Below are 20769 nucleotides of genomic sequence, written 5' to 3'. Positions count from 1 at the left end.
TCTGAAAAGTGCCGTACTCAGTCATCATCGCCAAGCCCACGAAGGACTGCAACGCAGATTGCACCTACTGCTCTGCGCCGCCTGATGGCAATGCAGGTTGGACCTTCGACGATTTCCGGAAGATGTTTGATCGGCTTCTCGATTCCTTTACACCTAATGTGCAGTGGATCTGGCACGGCGGCGAGCCGATGCTCATGAAGCCAGAGTTCTACATTAAGTGTGCTGAGTATGCTCGGGCGCGCCACCCTGGAGTGAAATTTGCCATTCAGACGAACCTTTTGGCCTACAAGTCCTCGCGCTGGAAAGACGTCTTTGAAGACGTCTTCGAAGGTCGTATCTCAACCAGTTTTGACCCCTATAAGCGCTACCGCACGGTAAAGGGATCGGCAGACACCTACGACAGATTGTTCTGGCGTGCGATGGATGCGGCGATTGGCGATGGTTATCGACCGCTTGTCATCGGTGTGTACGATGAAGGTGCCGCTCCAGCTGCAATGGAAATGTATGACCGGGCGAAGGCTTATGGCGTATATGGCTTCGACATTCGTTTCAACTATGCGTATCCAGCCGGGCGGGTTAGAGATTCGGGCATGCTAATCAAGCCCAAAACGTATGGTCAGATGTTGGTAGATCTCTACGATCGCTGGGTCACTGATCTACCTATTTTCAACATTACCCCTCTAGATCAGATGCTCCAAAAGGTTGCTGGCTACCGGAGCACCCTGTGCCCCTGGACGAAGTCTTGCGGCGGTAAGTTTCTGACCATCGATCCAGACGGCTCGGTATTCAATTGCAGTGAGTTCAGTGACCTTGGTGATGAGCGGTACCGATTTGGCAACATTCTGACTGGCGAGGTACAAGGGTCAACTCCTATAGAGGTGAAATTTTACCCGCCAGCTGAGATCGTTTCAGCCTTAGCTGCGTCGCCAGCGTCAAAAGAGATAATGCGGCGTCAAATCAAGTTTCCGGTCGACTGCAGGTCCTGTGATCATTTCATCGAGTGTGAAGGTGGTTGTGCCCGGGATTCGGTTTTGTTTGAGCGTGGCATGGGTGGCAAATTTGGATACTGTGAGAGCTGGAAAATGGTTTTCACCAGGCTCAAGCAATCAGTAGCCAGCGGGGAGGCTGATAAGCTGCTCTTGAAGCTTGGCATCACCCCGGCGGATGCTCACGCGCGCATTTCAGACTTGAGCAAGGTGTCCTGATGCTCCAGGTCTACTTGAAGCCAACAAACTACTGCAATGTTGGATGTGATTTCTGTTACCTGCCTGAGGAAATCAGGTCTAATAAGAATCGAATGACCCCGGAGACCTTGGAGCATTCGCTCCAGCTGATCCGGAATCTTGCTGCGCGGGAAGGGCACGACCGTGTCTCTATCCTCTACCACGGCGGTGAGCCACTCACCCTTGCCTCAGAAATATTGTTTGAGTTCTCAGATGCCGTGCGCCGTGGTCTCGCCGGGCTCGAAATACAAGAGTCGATCCAAACTTCTTTGATCCCATTGCGCCCTAGCCACATGGACTTCTTGCGCGAGCGGTGTGGTGCCTTCGTTGGATCCTCTATCGACTTTTCGGGACGCACAATCGACGGGTCTAATAGTCGCTACGTAGATCTCTGGCTGAATAAGGTTCAGCTGGCACGGGATAATGGCCTCGAAGTGGGGCCAGTCATGGTACCGACCCGCGGTGAGCTTGGCAGGGCGCCTGAGATCTACGAGTGGTTCAAGAGCAACGGCTTCCGGCACTTCAACATCGAGCGCTACAACAGCCAGGGCGGTGACGAGAATCGTCCTGATAATCGGGAGCACGCAACATTTCTACGTGATCTATTTGACCTTTCAATGGCTGACATACGCCAGTCTGGCTCGTGTGTTACCAACAATGCTGTAGGTGCCTCGATAGCCGGTGTTTTGAACGGCCAGCCAGGTGAGCGTTGGGGCGGTACTTGCCAGCGTGACTTCCTCGTAATTAACCCAGACGGGTCTCTCAATTCGTGCCCCGACAGGATGGAATATGAAGTCGACGCCTGGCCCAAGGCCTCAGATGGTATCGATGCATTTCAGTCAAGTCCTGCGCGAAAGGGCTGGATCAGAATCCAGCATATAGAACACGTAGAAAATCACTGCCGTAAATGCGAGTTCCGCAGTTGGTGCAAGTCAGGTTGCCCTATCACAGCCCATCAGGTGCATTCAGGACCAGGTGAGTGCGCTGGATATCGATCACACTTAATCCATGTCCAAGAGTTTCTGAGCTCACCGGATGGCGACAGGCTGGCATCGTCATATCTAGCGGCGGCTGGAATATACGGCTATGACCCTTACACCTATGGCATAGAGCGTATTCAGTGAGTATCGGCGCCCCTGATTTCGATCACATGGTCTACGTGCGGCTAATCGAGGCCTGCAACCTACATTGTGAGCACTGCTTCATCCCAAACAATCCCAAGCGGATGAGTTGGGAGCAGATTGAAGCAATTCCGGATAAGGTCAAAACCTTCGCTACGGCCGGCAGCACCATACTGTTTCAAATGCATGGCGGGGAGCCAACGCTCGTTGGTGTCGAGTTCATGCGTAAGGTCGTTGTATACCTGCGTTCGAATCTCGAGGGCTTCAAGGTTGTGTTCTCACTGCAGACAAACCTGATGAGCTTCGACCTCCGGTGGGCCGAGCTCTATAGGGAATTCTTTGATGGTGTTGTAGGTGTTTCTTGGGACCCGGTTATTCGTCGCACCAAGGCAAGCAAGCCTGAGTCCAATGTCGAATTTGAGGAGCGGTTCTGGCGCAATTTGGAAGCCCTGCAAGCCGCTGGTCTTGAGCCATACATGGTTATTACAACTACCAAAATTCTTATGCAACAGTTCCGGAACCCCTCAGATCTGATCGACTACCTTCGCTCCCGAGGAGTTCGTCACGTTCACTTTGAAAGGCTGACAAGGACAGGTTATGCAATCACAAATTGGGATCGGATTGGGGTAACCAACCGCCAATACAGTCTTTGGATCGCTCGGTTCGCAATGGCCTATTCCAGGTATATCGCCACACCCCGTGATCACTACCAAGATCTTCATATATCCCCTCTCGATGGCTTGACTGAGAGCGTCCGGCGGCTTCGCAGCGGTCAGCGAGGTGGCTATGGATGCTTGTCTGGCGCTTGTGATACGCGGTTTCACACCTTTGATGATGGCGGCTACTACAAAGCGTGTACTGCGCTCACATCCGAATCAAACAACCGCAACGCTGTGGGCGTATCTGATGCCCTGCCGACTCGCCTCGTTGAGATGCGCCAGGATCGCCAGCTTGACTGTCATAGCTGTCAGTTCAAGCCAATTTGCAGCTCAGGATGCATGGCGACGCCAAAAACTGATGAGAGCGGAGAGTGTGCCGGCGGCTATACCGCATTCAAGCTCATCAATGAGCAAATGGCATTGGCTGAGCAGCCTTCGCTGATTGCAGTCACAGGGTAGAACTCCTGGATCTGAAGAATTCGATGGAGTCATTTTGGCTTCGTGATTGCGAAACCTAAATGTACTATCCCGCTGTACTCCCACATCCACAGTTTTTCGGTGGGCTGGGCGAGACTTCTGGTCGGAAATGGTCAGGACCTCTGAAGTATTGCTACATCCAAGCCCGATCCCGTCGGCAATGGGTGAGTAGTCGGTGCCGTATGGGCCGCGTTGATAATCTGGAGAGAAGGCAAAAAATGAGTAAATTTACTCCCAACAGGGTGCTGGCTGCTTTGGCCGTAAGCGCGATCGCGGTCGCAGCGTTCAACAGCGTTGAAACCAGATTTACAATCAACGAGACCCAGGCCGAACTGGAAGCTGACCACAACGTCGCCCAGATGCGGAAGCTGCTCGAAATGAACCCGATCAAGCCGATGGTTGAGCGGCACGCTGATACTTTGAACAGCGTCGTTCAGCACGAGGCCGTACCGCGGATCAACAACATGCTTCTGGCCGCTACAGCAACCGCCAAGGACATGGACTCCACGAACGTGGGCAATTGGGGCTACTGCCATAGTGCGTGCCATGGCGCGTGCCACGGTGCATGCCACGGTGCACGAGGCTGGCGCTAAGGCAATATGAACATGACTCCTTCTGATCCAACCTTTTCAAGCTGGTGCCTGTTCCTGGCAACAGTAGTGTTCGTATTTCTCCTGGCTACCTATGCTTATTTGAAATATCGAAAGTCGAGTAAGCCGAATGCGCCGCTTGAAATCGATCCTGATGCTACTCATGAAGCTGCCGACAATATTGCTTCAACCAGCTTGGTCAGTGATGACCCCGTTGACGAGTCGATCCCGGAAGAATTCCGTTACAACGTGGTGTTTAACAAGAAGGTCTCTGAGCTCCGGGCCATGTTTGAGGAGCAGCACCGTCTTATTCGGGAGGAAGGCGCTGAGAAACCTAAGCGCAATGTAGCTTATCAAGCTGTCATTTGTGACGAGCAACTTAATCACATCCCCTTGGACGCACGATCCTTAGGTTTGCTTGTACAGGGGGATGAACTTGACCCTTCGATGTTGAGCGAAAACTTCGAGTTCAGCCTTATCCTCGCAATGGGTTCGTCATCGCCTGGCACAATTGATGTGCCCTTTGACACGTCGGTGGATACACGTGAAATCCTCTACCAAGCTGAGTCTGCTGGATTCGGGGTGAACCTTCTTCCCCCGGCTAACGCTACGGTTATCAACGCCGAGGTTGAGGCCTATTGTGACCTCTTACGTGATTACGGTCGGATCTGCTTGGAGGGCCAGAGTTGTAATATCCGGGTGTCGCCTATCGATGGCTACATGGAGTACCTGCTGTACGCAGAGCTTGGCTACAAACCGAAGGTCATCTCCACAGACGAAATGATGAACATGCTATACACCGATACCATGTCCGAAGTGGTCATGGATCATGTTAAAGCCTGCATCGAGGAGGTTGTGATTGAGGTACTAGGCCCGGACTTCATGAAGGACCTCGTTTTAAATACTGTTAAAGCCCTACACCTGAAGGATCTTCAGTTCATGGAAGCTCGAGCCAGTATTCTTGAGGCAGAGCTGGATACCCGTACACCGTTCCCAAACATGATTCGAATCCTGGCTGAGACTACAGGGCTTCGCGGAGCCGACGCCGCAGGTCTGCTATTCGAACTGAAGAATGCAATCCACACTGTGCTCGATAAGTACCTACCTCCAGATCCAGTTGAGGATTCGGAACCTAAAACTGTAGTTACAAGCGACTCCAGTGCTGAAACTGCGAGTACAGATGGAGTTCAGCAAGTCGACCCAGAGGCCAAAGTGCCGGCAGAGGATTCAGCTAAGCGTGTTCGCGCGCCTAATACCAAGCAAGCTGACCTAGCCAAAGCTTTGTGCCTGATGGCCAGCTCTGTTGCTGGAGGCCCTGAGGCTCTAAAAGCTGTTTGGGCTTCCATTGAGACTGCAACTCAGCTTGATCAGCGGATCAACCTTGACCGGGAAACTACGCTTCCAAGTTTGGCTGCAGGTCGCCTAGCTGATGCTCTTGGTGTTGCACCAAAGGTTGCAGCCTTGGCTGCAGGTGAGCTTGCGACTCTTGTTCAGGTGGTGCTCGAAGCTGGCGGAGCTATAGAGCCGGCACCACCACCTGCTCCACCTAAGCCCACCCCACCCAGTGGCTTAATCGCTGTCGGGTAAGTCCCGGCTGGCAGCGCTATGCTGCCAGCCAATGAGGCATTCATGCGCTCAGAAGCTATCGGATTCATCAACGTAACCCGACAGTGCAATGTCGACTGCAAGCGGTGCTATCTGACTGAGGAGCACCGATCCACAAAGGAACGGTTGTCGGTCGCCATACTTCAGCAATTCCTCCGGTCATCATTTTGGGTAGACAGAGAATGCACCCTCATTTGGGAGGGTGGTGAGCCATCTGTGATCGGGCCGCAGGCGATGCAGCTTCTTGTTGATACAGCGCGTCGACAGCTCCCAAGCGCAAAGCAGACCATGGTTACAAACTGCTTTTCGGTGCCAGACTGGCTATTGGCAATGGTTCATGAAGAGTTTGATGGACTGGTCGAAACTACCTATGCACTTGGCAACAAATTCAACCTGGCCGGATCTGAAGTCATCTACCAGGAACGGTTCCTTTCCGGCCTCAACAAGTTCTGGTCCGCAGGGGTTCCTTGCGTTGTCAACGTAGAGCTCAATGCAGAGACGGTTCGGGCTGGAGCGGATGCCCTTGTGGATGTCATGCTTCAAAGTGAATGCAAGATATGGGAGTTCGACATTTCTGTCGATTTCGCTTCATTCTTGAGGACGCCCGTATATCACCCCGCCAGTACGCCGGCATTACCGCTCACTGTTCCATACCAGAAAGCCTGGTCATACCTCGCAGATCTGAAGGAGCGGCATTATGCGCGGCTGAATCGGGCCGGCATCACAATCGGTGTGTTCGAGCAGAATCCTGATGCTGGAAACCTTCAGTTCAATGTGCTTTCCGAGGATCGGTTCCTAACCCTCAATCCAGACGGCACAGTAACTACCAACCCCCTGTACTCTGACCTCGAAGGCACCATACTCGGAGATCTGCACCATAGTTCCCTCGACTCCATGATCATTTCACGAAACCGGTTAGCCCGAATTTCCCATGAGCGCAGAAGAATGAGAGCGTGTAACGAGTGTGAGCATGTCAGCTATTGTGGTGGCGGACCTGCGCATGTACCTGTTTTTGATGGCTCGGGCGAGTGTGCTGGTGGACTCAGCATCTGGAATTCTTTGTTGAGGATGCAAAGTGCATAAGGCGTCTCGCGTAAACCAAGCAAACATCAGCATCACCGCGACCAGGTGGTGTAACCGGCGCTGCACCCACTGTTACATCGACCCAGCTGAGCTGGGAAATCCAGCCCAAATGGACGAGGCTGTTTTTAGATCTGTTTTCGACAGTGTTGCTCAGCTTGTCGCGCTGGATACTGGTCTAGAAGAAGTGGAGTGGGAGTTGATCGGGGGCGAGATTACAAAGCTCCCCGTTGCGTACTGGGAGCGAAACCTCCCCTATGCCCTGAATAAGTGCCGTGAATTCAATGCAGGCTTCAAAACGCCAGGCTCGATCAATGTCCTGACAAATCTGATATTTGCCAACGATAAGCATCGGAGCGAGTACGTCGACTTGTTCAACACCTACGGCCACTGGCCAGAGATGGCGATTTATACATCCTGGGAGCCCGACACAAATCGTTTTGGTAAGAACATGAAGCTCATGGGGCCTTGGGCTGAGACTGTGCGCGCGATCAAGGCCAAGCAGAAGATTCTTGATGTGATTCTGACTAAGGCTACCGTGGCGATGGGGCCAGATTACTTGTTAGAAACGTTCCTGCCGCTCGGCATAACCGACTTCAGCATCAAGATGATCAGCCCTTACGGCTCGGGGAGGGCTTTTTGGCAGCCAAATATGGTCTCTTTCAAAGAGATGAGTGACTACCTCTGCCGGCTCTTTGAAATTGCGCCACCCGGGATTACCTTCACTCCAGCAGATGAAATGTCAGGTGCCGTATTCCGCGGAACAAGCTATCAGTGCATCGGAAATTTTCGTTACGACTTGGCTGTGGAGCCTGACGGGTTGACTACCTTCAACGCTAATCAGACGACGGCTGAAGCGGCCTTGGGCGAGCGTAAGATATACGTTGGTGACGATGATTGGGCTTACCGGGTCCTTGCAGATAACACGCAAGAGCTAGATAACAAGCTATCCAAGTACCACAGCTATTGTTTTCAGTGTGAATTCCACTCGGCGTGTGCTGGTGGCTGGTACCACTACAGAGTAGCCGATCCAGCTGATGTCCGGCCGTGGGATGAAGGAGATTGCCCGGGCTACAAGCAGTTATGGACGAAGGTTAAGGATCGACACGGCACGTTTGATCCTGTCCAGGCCAGGCATATCTCGGAAATGCAATCGATGATGATGAGCGCTAAGGCTCAGCTCCCTTCTGACGTTTTACATGATGAGGCGGTAGAGGTTGCAGAGACATTCTCAAATTGGTTGAAGCAAACCCGCGGAGCAAAGGTAAACGTGCGTGCATCGAGCAGTTTCGATAAGCCGTTGATCCAGCGACTGTGGGCGTATCAAGGTGTGGGAACGGCCACGATGATTCAACACACTGAGATACACATGCTCGCGGCCACGGAGCAGCGTGTGCTCTTCGAGCACGTGGTGTATCAAGACCTACCCACGGTTTCGATACCTTCAGAGGCTTTATGGAGTTGGGTTGACACCAATGCCGGTGATCCATTGGCTGACCTGCTTGCAAGAGCTGAGATTGACCTCAAGTCTAGCGGGCTGAGCCACACAGACATATTGGTGGCCGGGCACAATACCGAACTTGTCCGCTGGGTGCTTAGGTACCCGCGCCTTTCGCAATCTGGTGATTCGGATAACGAGCGGCACCCACTCGTACAGCAGTTGGCGCAGCACCTTCAGCTTGAAGCACGAGCCAAAGACAGAATTGAAAAGCGTCGTCATAACCTAAGCTGACCTTAACCGCTTTCATGAAGCGGTTTTTTTCTTCAGAACAGCCGAAATGGGGCAGTCGCCTCCCACTATTAGGGTATGAATATTCAACCCTTCGCCCTTCCGCGCAACCGCTCTATTGAGATGATGTCGACGACCATTTCGACCAACCTCAATTGCAATCTGGCGTGCCAACACTGTTACATCCAGCCAGAGCTGCTCCGACGTAAAGAGTACATCGACGAAGCGACCTTTCGGCGGGCGGTGGAGGTCATCATTGAAGCCTTCCATCTAGATCAGTCCGTTACCTACCTACACCTGGACGTACTTGGGGGGGAAGCCACCCTCATGCCTTTTGAGTTCTGGCAGCGAAACCTCCCTTGGGTGCTTGGCCAGATTGATGAGATGAACAGGATTGGTATTCAGACAGAATTCACCTTTTGTTCAAATCTGATGTGGAAGGACGATCGGTATCTAGGTCTCCTTCGTGAGTTCAAGGGGCACCCCGCAATGGATATTGCGATCCCCTTTGAGGGACCTGAGAGTGGGCGGTTCGGAAGAGGCATGGCCATCCTGCCTAAGTACCTCAAGCGTATAGAAGCCTTGGGCGACTGCAACATGCTCAACCTGGTGCTTGTAATGGGGCAGGGTCTAATTGATCTTGGGCCTGGGTACATCATCGAAACGTTCGTGAAGCGGGGCGTTACCGACGCAACCTGCGACATGATTTTTCCATGGGGTTCAGGGAAGGCGTATTTCGATCGAGCCCAACCTCAGTACCAGGACGTTGCCGAGTACATTTCGACACTGGCTCGGCTGGGCAAGCAATATGGATTGACGGTCGATCACCTGGACGACATGAAAAAGTCGTTACGTACGCTGTCACGGTCCCAGAACACGCTTAACGATGCTTACGAGTTCCACTGGGACCAGAGAGGGGAGCTTTCGCTCAATCCCAATCAGACCGGCACAGAGGCGCTCAAGCCCTACATAAATCTAAATGCGCACGATGCGAATGCTGCACTGAAAGTTGTTTGGGGTAACAACAGTGAGCTCGATAACAAGCTCAGCTACGAGCACGACTTCTGCCGTGACTGCCAATACCTGCAGGCGTGTAATTCCGGGTGGTATCCACACAAGGACTTGCCGCCTGAAACCGTTCGGTCGTTCATGCAGAGTTCAGATGACAGCTTCAGCTGCCCAGGTTTTTTCCAGCTTTGGGAGTCACAGGCGAGTGAGAATTTTGATCCGTTAGGTGTAAGCAAGTACGCCAACGTCCGCCGTATTAAGCGAGCTCAACTCAGGAAGCAAGCTGTTGCGGATAACTCTGCTCCGCTGCGCGAGGCTGACTACACGTGCGATTACGAAGGTTATTTCGAGGCCGTGAAGGGGGCGACTCGAGTCCTACTGGAACCGATTGATATGTTCGGCTGCACCCCCCGCCAGCGCTTGTGGTTCTACGATCGCCTGCAGAAACAGATCCTCCTGCCGGACGGCAGACTGGATGGTTTCGATGAGCGCTATTCGATTCTGGCTCACCATCTGGCAGGTAATTACCACTCGATTGCATTCAGTGACGAGCTGGTATGGGCGGCTCTCAGGTCAGGTCCCACGACGCCATTGTCCCGCTATGTCATCGACGCTCTATCACTCTCTTCGTGGGCAGAACTTCCTATTGACGTCTTGGGCGGTAGCACCCGGCAAAGCTCCGGCCTAGAGGTTTCCCATAAGTTCGAGGATCTGCTCATTTGGGCCCTGTTCCGACGTCCACCGCCTGACATTCTTGCCTTGGCCTTCGCTCGGCGGCCGGCGGTGATAACTGAAGAGTCAGCCAGTTTCCTTCGTCGAATTTCAACAGTCGCAAGAGCGATTGGCGGTCGTGAACTCGGCATTGATCACAACGAACCTTCGCTAGACGGTGCCGCATGAATCGAATTTGGCTGTTGTTGCTCATTGGTGTCAGTGCTCAGACACAGGCATTCCCAGTGATTTTGGGTGGAGCTGGTGCCCTGGCTCTGGGTGCGGGATTCCTCCCACTTCTGGGAATTGGTCTTGCCTTATATTTCGGCGTCAAGCTCTGGAAGCTCCCCCGACTTGCCCTGATTATTTGTTCCCTGGCTGGATTTTTCATTTGCGCGATCGTCTGCATCCAGTGGGCTGACGCGAATCGTGAAGCGATCCTTGCTAACACACAGAGCCTTGGAGCCCCCTCACAGCGCACTACTGACATCCCATACCCTTATGTAAGTGATGCTGCCCAAGCATTATCAGGGTCGCGCATTACCGCAGATGACTTCTACAAAGGGGTCTCTAATCGCAAGATTCGTGTCATCCGCGTCGACCTTGGCCCTCAGCTATTCAAGGATTTCGGGTTTGGAGCGACTGCGACGCAGATCCACAATAATCCTGAGCCACTGCTAGGGATAGCTAAGAAGGGAAACCAACAAGTGGTCCTGGTCGATGAGAGGGGGACTACAGCAGCTGCGATAGCTGAGGATCTGAATGAGAGATTCGGCGTTCACATACAATTTTTGGAGGGCGGCGCCAATGCTCTCAATGACTATGCGTGGGATCACTTGGCTAAGCTCGGTGATGATCATGCGGTGTTGCCAGCAGACATTCCATCGTTCAAGGAGCAGCGGAACCCAACCATCATCAGTACGACCAATCCCGATGAGTTTTTGAACTATGGCTGGCTGCATGGGCTGACGGTGACCCTTCCTGTGTTCTTGTCAGGGGCTGATGCTATTGCCGAAGCCCTTCATGGCAAGACCGTTCTCATCACTGCGGCTGAAAGTCATTACTCGGGTGATACCTGGATTTTGCTCGATATGCTTCGAGCTAGGGGTGTCGATGCCTACTTCATGCAGCCAACCCGAGAAGAGTTGCTGATCAAGCCAGCATACTTCAAGGCTTACAAAAACGCAGATCGATACTTCGGAGCAGCCCAATCGTTCGACTACGTGTTGGGTTACCAAGACGTTCGATTCCTAGACTTCCAGTCTGCTGATGATTGGGCCAGAACAAAAAACCAGTTACCACACACTGACCATATCGACATGGAAATCGTGGCCAAAGGTGGGCTTACTCAAGCTATTGCCGGGCTGGATCAAAGCAAAGCTTACGTTGGGCTGGCATACGATCGAAGGACTTTTTATCACTCCATCCTTGCGGGCGAAATCCTGTCGGCAGGCGGAGTTAGATGGCTCGGTATCAACACAGAGCCCGGCCTCTTCAATCGAGCGGTGCTTACTGACGACGATCTCATCGACCCGGAAGCGGCGATGTACGCAAGTATCGAGGGCAGAAGCATCCGAGCTATTGGAAGCGTGTTCGGTTTGGTTCCTGGATCAGCTGCATGGGTTGTTTTCTTGAACCTGGCCATCAGTTTTATTGGTGCATTCTTAGCTGCCCGCCCACGACATCCGGCCATGAAGGTCGCCGTAGCTCTCGTTGGTACAGTGGCCACTTACATTCTCTGGCTCGCGTATCTTGAGACAACGCCGGTTTGGGCTAGCGATGATCTCATTTCAATCTCGCAAATATTGGGTGCCTTGTCAGGCTGGATTGCAGCCAAGCACTTTCTTGCCCGCCGGCAGTTCAAAACTGACGCTGTCATTGATGTTTTACCCGCGAAAATTGGTCTTCTGCAGCGGGCTGCGGAGCTTGGCTACAACGTGCAGAAGGGGTACGTGGTTTCAAACGTTGACCTCGACAGGTTTCCGCACTGGGTAACTTCAGCGCGTGTACTGGTTCGATCCGCAGCTTCCTCAGAGAGTTCGTCTGCTCAAACAATCGGGGTGTTCGAGTCGATACCTGCCCAGGGCAAGGCTGAGGTAAAGGCAGCACTGAAGACTGTTCATGCGCAGATCACTGCCGCCGGCGAAGTCCCTTTTTCACTTATCCAGACATTTATCACCGCGAGAATGTTCGGTGTAGCAATGTTTGGCACTGCTGGTGACGGTCATCTGTTCATCTGTGAAGGGGGGGTGGGCGACGCTGCTACTGCCGGCACAGGGAAGACAGAGCGTGTAGCGATACCTATCTGGAAAACTTCTGGCTTGTCGAATGACACGAAAAAGGTTCGCGCAGCACTTCTAAACCTGCACCGGGATATGGGGGCAACTTCGATTGAGTGGGCGGTGTCGGCAAATGGAGTTCTCACGATCCTCCAGGTCAGTACAGATACCCTTGGGCGACCCGGTCTTTCAAAACTGTTGAAAGGCACCAGCGGGTATGGCCGTACATCATCTAGGTTCGTTGCACTACCAGTAGACCATGGAAGCTCCGTAGGTGCCGCGGTGGTGGCCGCTATGGCGGCACCTGGTGATCAGTTCTCGGTTGGGGGAGTGCGTCTAGCTCGGGTTCGCGGTTTCGTAAGTGCTCGGGCACTTCAGCTGGCCGATATCACCTCGGTACTTGGGTCCCTGCCTCGATCTGCATTCTCCCGCGTCCCAGGAGCTCTCCTGTTGAAGGCTTTTGAATTGGCTGACAGAAAGCGTGATAGCGATCGCCGGACCCGCCAAATCTCGCTTGGCGGTCCTGATCGCGCATTGGCCGAAGCTATTGCATGTGAGCTTGCTGTCGTCTCTCGCCTTTACGGCCGCTTTAGTCGAATAGCCACGACCGCGATCGAGCTGAAGATTGAATCCCCAAGTCAGGGATTTGAACGGGCCTTGACCTCCACTTTGATCGGGCATGAGGCCAGCAAGTTCAGCCCAGACGAGACTGTAGAAATGGCATCAGTGGCAGGGTATGCAGGTGTTACCTCATACGCTCCGTTTGCCGAACCTTGCTTAGACGCTGAGCTGGTATCAAGCGTTATACAGGTAGTGGATTCCCCTCTTGCCTGGATGAAGGACAAATGCGCAGTAATGATGATGGTTGAACTTGGAAGGCTGAGTCCTGCAATTGATGAACTTTGCCGGCGCGGGGTCGCCGACCTTCTGCTAGACATCTTGCCGTCATACCTGGGCGATCTATCCGGTAACTGCCCGGTGTTTGATGAAGTGCCCAAGCAAATCCGCAAATTCTTTGAGTATGGTCAGCACCATCCGCAGGCGGGCACCAAGCCTATTGCCTGGGGCGTACCTCGCCCGGGGCTCGAATTGACACTCACAACCCCTGACAACTTTGCTGCAGGCACAGCGGTTTACTTGGAAACGACGGACATGTCCCAGCTTGCCATAATTTCGACAGCTGGTGCTCTAGTTGTCCGATCTGGCTCCTCGCTATCGCATCTTCTTCAGCACGCCCGCAGGCTGAACATTCCGCATGTTGTGGGCGTGGAATGTGGTGCAGATTTAGTTGGTAAGACCATTCGAATTGAACCTACAGGTGGGGTGTTTTGTGCATAACGCCCTAGACATGTTGAATGTGTGCATAGCGCCCACCCGATTGTGCAACCTCAGTTGCACCCATTGCTATGTCGATCCCGCCCTTTTGCGGGACAAAAGCATGATGGATGAAGGTACTTACCGCGAGTCCTTCCAGCGGATCGAGGAGTTGTTCTGTCGCGACAAAAAGGTCACCAAGATAAACGTGGAGCTGCTGGGTGGGGAGTTGACCATGATGCCCCTCCAGTTCTGGGAGCGGAACCTGCCGTGGACCCTCAAGACTATGAAGGCCTGGGAAACCCTTTATGACGCTGAGGCAGCGTTGATCTGGTGCACAAATCTTATCTTCAAAGACCCTGAATACATTGACCTGCTCAACTCTGTAGGAACCGAGTTTGGGTACGGGATTGACATTTTTGTCCCGTGGGAGCCCGACACCAACAGGTTTCTAAAAAACGACAAACTACTTCCTCGGTATTTCGCGACGCTTGAAGCCATTACCGGTATCAAACGGAAAACACTGTGTATCACTATGAGTCGAGGAGTCATTGAGCGCGGCCCTCAATTCATCGTCGATGAGTTCGTCAGCCGTGGAATAACTGACATCAGCTGCGACATGCTGTATCCGGCCGGCAGCGGTAAGAGCTATTTCTTGAAGACCTGTACGTACGGAGATGTTTCCGACTACCTGCTTGAACTCAACTCGTTGGTTCCACAGGGTGTGACTATCAGCCCGCTTGTGGAGATGCGAACCGCTTCCCGATCAGGCGAGCACTATCACTATCCGGGCAACGACTCATACGACATAGAAATCGAGCCCAACGGTCAGGTCACGTTCAATTCTAGCTACACCGGTAATGAGTCAATTTTCCCGACCCAGACTCTATCCGTGCACGATCCACTGTTCTCAGCGAAGGCCATCTTCAATAACACACCTGAGTACGTCTCTCGGCATCGGATGCCTTATCAAGCATGCGGGACGTGCAAATTCGCCATCACCTGCTCTGGAGGGTGGGCGTGGCATAAGGATCTCGATCCAAATATGTCATCGCTCATTGCGTCTGGCGATTGTGCTGGTTTGAAGCGCGTGTGGGACTTTGCAGATGAAACCACGGTAGGTAGGTTGGACCGAGCTGGCTATCTCAGACGAACAGAAGCTCGCCGGCGCCAGGGGGCAATGACAAAGAGGCTCGTTACGACTGCTGTGGCCAAGGGCAAGGATGTGCCACTCATTGAGGACAGCGTTGCTGGTAACTACGACAAGTATTTCACTGAGTTCGACCGGGCCAGGCTAGTAGCAATGAAGCCTGGAAAGCTCTTCGAAAAAAGGTGGGTAGAGCGGCTCTTTTTCTACGATGCAATTGGTGCCCAAATCGATGACTATCCGGGCTGGTACGTTGAAGCCGCCGACGAAGGTGGAGAAGAGCTCTATCGGCATATTGTCTATGGCAATTTTCATTTCCTCGAGTTCGACCCGGTCGCCGTTTTCAATGAGATTCGTTACCGCGGCGAATGGTATCTGTCCAAGCTGATGATGCGGACGATTCAGGAGCTTGAGGGTTGTCTGCCAGTTGGAGCGGAAACGATCGGTGGAAGCCACGAGGAGATGATCCAATTTTGTAGCCAGGTGATTCAGATGCGGGAGCGAGCAGCATGACTCCCTCACCACTCACGCTTCATATTCGAATGACAAAGGCCTGCAATGCCGATTGCGGGTATTGCAGCAGCTGGCAGGAATCGCAGTCGACACGAATGCCCGCAAATGACTTCAAGCGCTCTATCGATTTCATATTCCAGGAAGGGTTTCAAAAACTCGGTATTTCTCCGACACATCTCACTGCCCAGTACATCGGCGGAGAGATTTTGACGGTACCTCACGCGGAGCTATTGGAGTGTGTCACCTACTTGCGCGAGATGGCAGCCTCACGTGGGATTCAATTTGTAGATGGTGTCCAGAGTAATCTGATTGGTTCTCCCGCCCGGGCAAAACGACTTTACGATTTGTTTGAAGGCCGGCTTGGTACTTCTGTAGATGACATGAGTGATGTCCGGACCGTTGGCGGTTCGCCAGAAAAGTACCGTCTTATTTGGAAGGAAGCTGATACCGCTCTTCGGCGTGAGCGGAGTGTGCCGGGGGCCGTATATGTCCTTGATGAATCTGGCCTAAACGGCGTAACCCGACAAATGATGCTCTCTGCAAGAGATCAAAGAATGCTGACTCTCCGCCCGCTCTTCCAAGGCGGCACTCCAGGCCAGGTTTTGCAGGGGGCAGAGGCTACAAAGGACGCATTTGTAACAGGTTTCCGCCTATGGTTCATGCGACTACCCATCATCGTAGAGCCTTACTTCTACCTCACTCAGGCACGAGTTCGAACGCTGTCTGGCCAGCAGCAAGCTGTAGGCGCTGCCTGTGCGTTTCAGTCCGACTGCACCAAGCGGTCACTTTCCCTTGAGCCGAATGGAGATCTCTATGTATGCCAAGACATGGCCGATGGCGGAATAGGGAAGCTAGGCAATGCCCTCACAAGCGTTTGGGACGCTGAAATGGTTGCAATGCTCAGTGAGCGGCCGAACCGTCTCGACGACAACTGTCGTTCGTGTCCGTATCTCACTGAATGCCAGGGTGGCTGTATGTTCGAGTCAGCAGCTCAAGGGCGTGGCATGTACGGCAGAAGCCAGCACTGCACAAGTTGGAAGTCTCTGTTCTCACTGATCGATCAAGGCGTCGCCGAGCATGGGTTAGGTGAGGTTGTTGATTGGCTTCATAGAATTGACATGCGGCACGCGAACACCAAATCAGCGGGTCTTGATAGGGCCAACCTGGCCGCAATGGTGGAGGCTGAATTTTGAAGCACCTGAATTCGATTTACAGGGATGGCTTCGCTGTAAGCTCTATCCCTAAGCACATTGCTGACGCTTTTCTGAACGCCGCGAAGGCGGATGATTTCCAGCCCGATAAGCCTGGCAGCCCTGATGTGGTGTCGTGGGAAGAAGATGATCCCTCGCGAAGCCTGTCAGTACCGCTGGACTACCTGGGGCCCATGGAATTGATTGGTCTGGGCAAAGAGACAGAGCACATCCGGGCCCATTTGGGCGACTGGAGCCGGACTAACGTGATGCTCCAGCGTGGTAAGCGTGGAGACTCGATGGGATGGCACCACGACTCCTACGACCCCATGCAGATGGTGGTGATCATCTACCTATCGGATGAAATCTGGACTCCTGAAGACGGCGGGCAGCTGTTGTTGGGTGAGGGTGATATTGACGACAAGGGAGCGCTTGTCGATCCATCAAAGGTTGTCGTGAAAGAAGCTGTGTCGCCCAACCATGGCACAGCCGTATGGCTGATTAACACGAACCCGAGATGGGTTCATAGCGTGTCTGAGATCCTTTGCGACAAGGCGCGCTACACACTGATTGGCCAATTCGGCTATCGAGAGAATGTAATGCGTGCTTACCCGCGCAAGAGATATGGAGATGATTGGCGTTGAGCAGTGTTCACCTCCCGCTAAGGCGGCTTCAATTCAGGGACGCACTAATAACGGCTCCGGTTTCGCTAACGCTTACTGGGGTTGTATTACGTGTTCTTGATGCCTTTGTGGATGGGATTTACGGGTCGCTTCGTCCCGACACAATTGTGATGGGAAATGATCCCCTCGTGGGGATTTGCGCAGCCCTTTCCCTGGCCGACCAAGGCCAACAAGTTGTCGTGCTCCCAGACACACTGGACGCCAAATCATGGCCCAATCCTGACTATGGCGAAAATGCGGTCGCGATCTTCAACTCTTGGGATGAAGCGATCGCCGAGGAAGTTCGCAGTCATTTCCCATCATTACCCTCCGGGGTCTCTATCGCCGAATGCCTTTCATTGCTCTGCAGCGCTTGCATGGCCACTGGCCGGGTCACTTTGATTGATGGTGCGACCTTTCAGACTAGTCACGGACATATTCGTGGTGAGCCAGGTCGTGAAGTGTTGTTTCCGGTACGTCCGGGCGAGCGGGATGCAGCTGGAATCAACCCTGGCTGGAAATACCTATCAAGACGTCTACACCGAACGATCATTAACCACGATGAGATCGAATTCATCAGCGCACGCTCCGTCGTTTTGACAAGCCACCCGTCATCGTTCGTTGACTCAAGCGGGAGTGCATACACGCGCGTTGGCCAAGCAAGATTAAACAAACCCGAGGTGGTTGATAGCGACGGCCGCATCGACGACCTCCGATCAGTATTATTTAAAGGGACGCCCCCATGCAGCCAGGCTTGACCTCAATCGGCGAAACGGGGCGTAGCACATTCCTGTTTCAGATCAACGTCACTCGCCGGTGCCAGTTACGTTGCTCACACTGCTACATTTTGTCCGACAAAAAGGACAAGAGCCCTGACATGAGCGAAACGGAGTTTCTCCATATTGTGGCTGGGATCGTCGAGCACATGCAGGCGGATCATAATTTCGCTCAGCGCTACAACCATGTCGATATCCACGTCATCGGCGGTGAACCCTCGATGCTTGGAGTGCCATTCTATGAAAGCGCATTGCCTAAAGCTAAGGCATTGTTAGCCCTGATCCCACAAGCGGTTTCATTCTCGATTGTGACCAACCTTGTGACAAAAGAGGCGCTCGATGTCGCTCGGCTGTTCGACAAGATTTCGACATCCTATGAGCGGTCGACCAGGTTCACGAAGCGTAGGCAGGAAGAGATCTGGCGAAACAACGTAACCACGCTCATGAATGAATCCCGACAACCAGAAATCTACGGACCCAAAGATTTCGCTGTCACGACTGCGCTAGTTAAGCCTGTTGTCGAAGCCGGCGCCGTTGCGATGATGGAAGAGTTGTACCAATTGGGTTTCACGAAAGTCCATTTCGGGTTCTTCATCCCATCGGGCGATGGGGATCTTAATGCAAAACTCATTCAGCCCAAGCACGCGGCAACCTCAAAGTTCTACATGGAACTGATGGACTGGTACCTGGCCAAGCGTGATCACATCGATGACCTCTGGATCAATCCTTGCGAGTCATGGCTTGAAGCTGTGTTTCGGAACGTCCCCTCGGACGACGTGGTATGTCCAATAGTCGCTGGCGCTCTGGATTTCGACTCTGACGGCCGTACGATCAGCTGTATCGAGAAGGGCGGCACTAACGACTACGTTTCCCACGGCAATGTCTTTGAGACTAGAGAGGTCATTGGAGAGGGCGGTGTTACTGAAGTTGAGTTTACGACATCCGTCCACGATGTTCTCACTTCAAAAAGCTATCTGCGAGAGGTCGCGAAGGCACGGCGATTGCCTGAGATATGTCGTACCTGCGATGAGCGAACGCTGTGCCAGGCAAACTGCGGTGTATTGCATGAGCAGTGGAATCAGAAAGACGAATGCCCGGGCTTCAAGACCTTCATCAAGTACGTGCGACATCTCGTCGAGGAGAAGGGCGTACTTCCAAAATCTGTTCTCGAGCGTGAGCGCGCGATGGGAAATAACCTGATTGCGGTGGGGTGAAAGTGGACGAGTCTAAACCACCTGGATTTTTCTCGATATTTCCTCTGCTGGCTCGAATCATCTTCCGGGCTGGCAAGAAATTGCTGAGTTTCGAAACCATCGTGGCCCTTGAGAAAAAGCAGGGGCAGGGCAGCGGAGAGCGCACGCCTGAAGAGCTCGAATTCGCGGCCCACCTTGAGTCGACCCCAGTGTACGTGGAGGAAGCGTCCTCGCCGTATTTCAGAAAAGCTGAATCCCTCATTGAGGAATCCAACAAGCTTGGCCAAGGCAGATTCGTTATCAATGAGGAGGTGCTGCGTGCAGTCCGGCAGCGATAGCTTTTCACTCATGGGCCCAGATATTAGGCCAGATACCATTGAAAATGGTTACTTCGTTTTCACCATAATGCCGACGCTGCACTGCCCCTATAACTGCAAACATTGCTATCTGAGTAAGGAGCAGCGAGCAGACAAGAGCGTTATGTCCCTCGATGACCTGCGGGTCATTTGTCGCAAGATTTACGACTATTTCGAGGAGCAGCAGCCGGATCAGAAAACCATCATTGCGTACAACTACGGTGGGGAGCCGACTGCCGCCGGGCCTGAATATTTCGAAGGGTACGTTCAGGTGATGGCTGAAGAATTCCCAGCAGCAGAGGGCTACCAAGTACGTCATGTGATGCTGACCTCAATGCTTGGTGTCGACCTCGATGTTTGGGAACCGCTGTGGAAGAAGCACTGCAATGGCTATGTACAGACCTCATACGATGGCGATATGCGTTCAGGTAACTATGTACGCAAGTGGGAACTCAAGGTTCGGGAGGCGATCAGGCGAGGCCTGAATGTCGGTACCATCAGCGTGGTCAACTCGGACCTCCTGACCCAGGGCCCAAGGCACACTCTGGATAAGCTACGTGAGATGGGAATTCAGGAGTCGGGCTGGCTGCCATTCATGCTCAATGAGCAGAACGACGTGCCAGGCAAATACGATGTACTTGCCCCAACCATGAAAGGCTTCAATGACTTCATGATCGAAATGCTCGACTACTGGTACGAGCTGCAGGAGCGTGGGTTCAATGCTCCTGCGATCGGCGAAGCACACTTTGCCGTGGAAAAGATCAAAGGCAACGCCATGAGCAACATGGCCGGTCAAACACTGTTCCTCCTCCCCGATGGCGACATGGTTCTTCCCAACTACCGTGATGGCTGGAAGGAGTACCTGCACTCATTTGGGAACATCCTTGAGCCGGGGGTGACCTTTCGAGACATCCTCTGTTCGCGTGAGCGGCTTCTTTATCTCCGGCGGCAGATGCGTAGGAACAACAATCCTGAGTGCGCATCATGCGAATTTCGTAACGCATGCCTCCTCGAGTTCGCCAAACCAAACAAGCCTGACGATGAGTGCTTTGGCGCAAAGCGTTTTGTGGCGCATGCCATCAATCGCAACGCTATAAATCCACGCCTCAGTGGCCCCGTTCAACTGTACTAGGAGA

16 protein-coding genes are annotated in these 20769 nt (G+C 53.1%); all 16 read left to right on the top strand.

Going from position 1 to position 20769, the window contains the following annotated elements; all coding sequences use genetic code 11:
• Positions 1 to 8 precede the first annotated feature (8 nt).
• Positions 9 to 1205, top strand: coding sequence for a radical SAM protein (locus P5706_RS35140; RefSeq protein ID WP_238597267.1), 1197 nt, complete (start codon positions 9 to 11; stop codon positions 1203 to 1205).
• The gene (locus P5706_RS35135) at positions 1205 to 2347 is read left to right on the top strand and encodes a radical SAM/SPASM domain-containing protein (protein ID WP_285685319.1); all 1143 of its coding nucleotides are present in this window, start codon (positions 1205 to 1207) and stop codon (positions 2345 to 2347) included. The genes P5706_RS35140 and P5706_RS35135 overlap by 1 nt, the downstream gene beginning before the upstream one ends.
• The gene (locus P5706_RS35130; protein WP_078465844.1) at positions 2344 to 3462 is read left to right on the top strand and encodes a radical SAM protein; all 1119 of its coding nucleotides are present in this window, start codon (positions 2344 to 2346) and stop codon (positions 3460 to 3462) included. Before P5706_RS35135 ends, P5706_RS35130 begins: the two co-directional genes overlap by 4 nt.
• Positions 3463 to 3698: 236 nt before the next feature.
• Positions 3699 to 4073, top strand: coding sequence for a hypothetical protein (locus P5706_RS35125; protein ID WP_078465843.1), 375 nt, complete (start codon positions 3699 to 3701; stop codon positions 4071 to 4073).
• 12 nt (positions 4074 to 4085) lie between these two features.
• Positions 4086 to 5657: a hypothetical protein gene (locus tag P5706_RS35120; protein WP_078465842.1), complete on the top strand. Its 1572-nt coding sequence runs from the start codon at positions 4086 to 4088 to the stop codon at positions 5655 to 5657.
• 42 nt (positions 5658 to 5699) lie between these two features.
• Complete coding sequence (locus P5706_RS35115; RefSeq protein WP_078465841.1) at positions 5700 to 6758, top strand: radical SAM protein; 1059 nt, start codon at positions 5700 to 5702, stop codon at positions 6756 to 6758.
• 109 nt (positions 6759 to 6867) lie between these two features.
• Entirely contained in the window at positions 6868 to 8487 is a 1620-nt protein-coding gene (locus P5706_RS35110; protein WP_078465840.1) for a radical SAM protein, read from the top strand.
• A 75-nt stretch (positions 8488 to 8562) separates the two neighbouring features.
• Positions 8563 to 10392 carry a radical SAM protein gene (locus P5706_RS35105; RefSeq protein WP_233100549.1) on the top strand — a complete coding sequence of 610 codons (1830 nt, stop codon included), beginning with the start codon at positions 8563 to 8565 and terminating at the stop codon, positions 10390 to 10392.
• Entirely contained in the window at positions 10389 to 13820 is a 3432-nt protein-coding gene (locus P5706_RS35100) for a PEP-utilizing enzyme (protein ID WP_078465839.1), read from the top strand. Before P5706_RS35105 ends, P5706_RS35100 begins: the two co-directional genes overlap by 4 nt.
• Positions 13821 to 13920: 100 nt before the next feature.
• Entirely contained in the window at positions 13921 to 15456 is a 1536-nt protein-coding gene (locus P5706_RS35095) for a radical SAM protein (RefSeq protein WP_285685311.1), read from the top strand.
• On the top strand, positions 15453 to 16649 hold the full coding sequence (locus tag P5706_RS35090) for an SPASM domain-containing protein (protein WP_177345119.1): 1197 nt from the start codon (positions 15453 to 15455) through the stop codon (positions 16647 to 16649). Before P5706_RS35095 ends, P5706_RS35090 begins: the two co-directional genes overlap by 4 nt.
• Entirely contained in the window at positions 16646 to 17290 is a 645-nt protein-coding gene (locus P5706_RS35085; protein WP_078465836.1) for a 2OG-Fe(II) oxygenase, read from the top strand. The genes P5706_RS35090 and P5706_RS35085 overlap by 4 nt, the downstream gene beginning before the upstream one ends.
• A gap of 107 nt (positions 17291 to 17397) precedes the next feature.
• A complete protein-coding gene (locus P5706_RS35080) occupies positions 17398 to 18066 on the top strand; it encodes a hypothetical protein (protein WP_153045956.1) in 669 nt (222 codons plus the stop codon).
• 119 nt (positions 18067 to 18185) lie between these two features.
• A complete protein-coding gene (locus P5706_RS35075; protein ID WP_233100552.1) occupies positions 18186 to 19298 on the top strand; it encodes a radical SAM protein in 1113 nt (370 codons plus the stop codon).
• 2 nt (positions 19299 to 19300) lie between these two features.
• Positions 19301 to 19615, top strand: coding sequence for a hypothetical protein (locus P5706_RS35070; RefSeq protein ID WP_153045955.1), 315 nt, complete (start codon positions 19301 to 19303; stop codon positions 19613 to 19615).
• Positions 19596 to 20765 carry a radical SAM protein gene (locus P5706_RS35065; RefSeq protein ID WP_238597266.1) on the top strand — a complete coding sequence of 390 codons (1170 nt, stop codon included), beginning with the start codon at positions 19596 to 19598 and terminating at the stop codon, positions 20763 to 20765. Before P5706_RS35070 ends, P5706_RS35065 begins: the two co-directional genes overlap by 20 nt.
• The last annotated feature ends 4 nt before the right edge of the window (positions 20766 to 20769 follow it).

The sequence above is a fragment of the Pseudomonas sp. ChxA genome, assembly GCF_030263855.1.
Taxonomy (GTDB): domain Bacteria; phylum Pseudomonadota; class Gammaproteobacteria; order Pseudomonadales; family Pseudomonadaceae; genus Aquipseudomonas; species Aquipseudomonas fluorescens_CB.
Note: the sequence above shows the minus strand (reverse complement) of the source record. Positions and strands in the feature narration are given on the sequence as shown.

Excerpts from the sequence above, each read along its gene's own strand:
- P5706_RS35105 (WP_233100549.1), top strand. The coding sequence starts at position 8,563 with ATGAATATTCAACCCTTCGCCCTTCCGCGCAACCGCTCTATTGAGATG.
- P5706_RS35100 (WP_078465839.1), top strand. The coding sequence starts at position 10,389 with ATGAATCGAATTTGGCTGTTGTTGCTCATTGGTGTCAGTGCTCAGACA.
- P5706_RS35125 (WP_078465843.1), top strand. The coding sequence starts at position 3,699 with ATGAGTAAATTTACTCCCAACAGGGTGCTGGCTGCTTTGGCCGTAAGC.
- P5706_RS35075 (WP_233100552.1), top strand. The coding sequence starts at position 18,186 with ATGAGCGAAACGGAGTTTCTCCATATTGTGGCTGGGATCGTCGAGCAC.
- P5706_RS35120 (WP_078465842.1), top strand. The coding sequence starts at position 4,086 with ATGACTCCTTCTGATCCAACCTTTTCAAGCTGGTGCCTGTTCCTGGCA.
- P5706_RS35115 (WP_078465841.1), top strand. The coding sequence starts at position 5,700 with ATGCGCTCAGAAGCTATCGGATTCATCAACGTAACCCGACAGTGCAAT.
- P5706_RS35090 (WP_177345119.1), top strand. The coding sequence starts at position 15,453 with ATGACTCCCTCACCACTCACGCTTCATATTCGAATGACAAAGGCCTGC.
- P5706_RS35135 (WP_285685319.1), top strand. The coding sequence starts at position 1,205 with ATGCTCCAGGTCTACTTGAAGCCAACAAACTACTGCAATGTTGGATGT.
- P5706_RS35095 (WP_285685311.1), top strand. The coding sequence starts at position 13,921 with ATGATGGATGAAGGTACTTACCGCGAGTCCTTCCAGCGGATCGAGGAG.
- P5706_RS35110 (WP_078465840.1), top strand. The coding sequence starts at position 6,868 with ATGGACGAGGCTGTTTTTAGATCTGTTTTCGACAGTGTTGCTCAGCTT.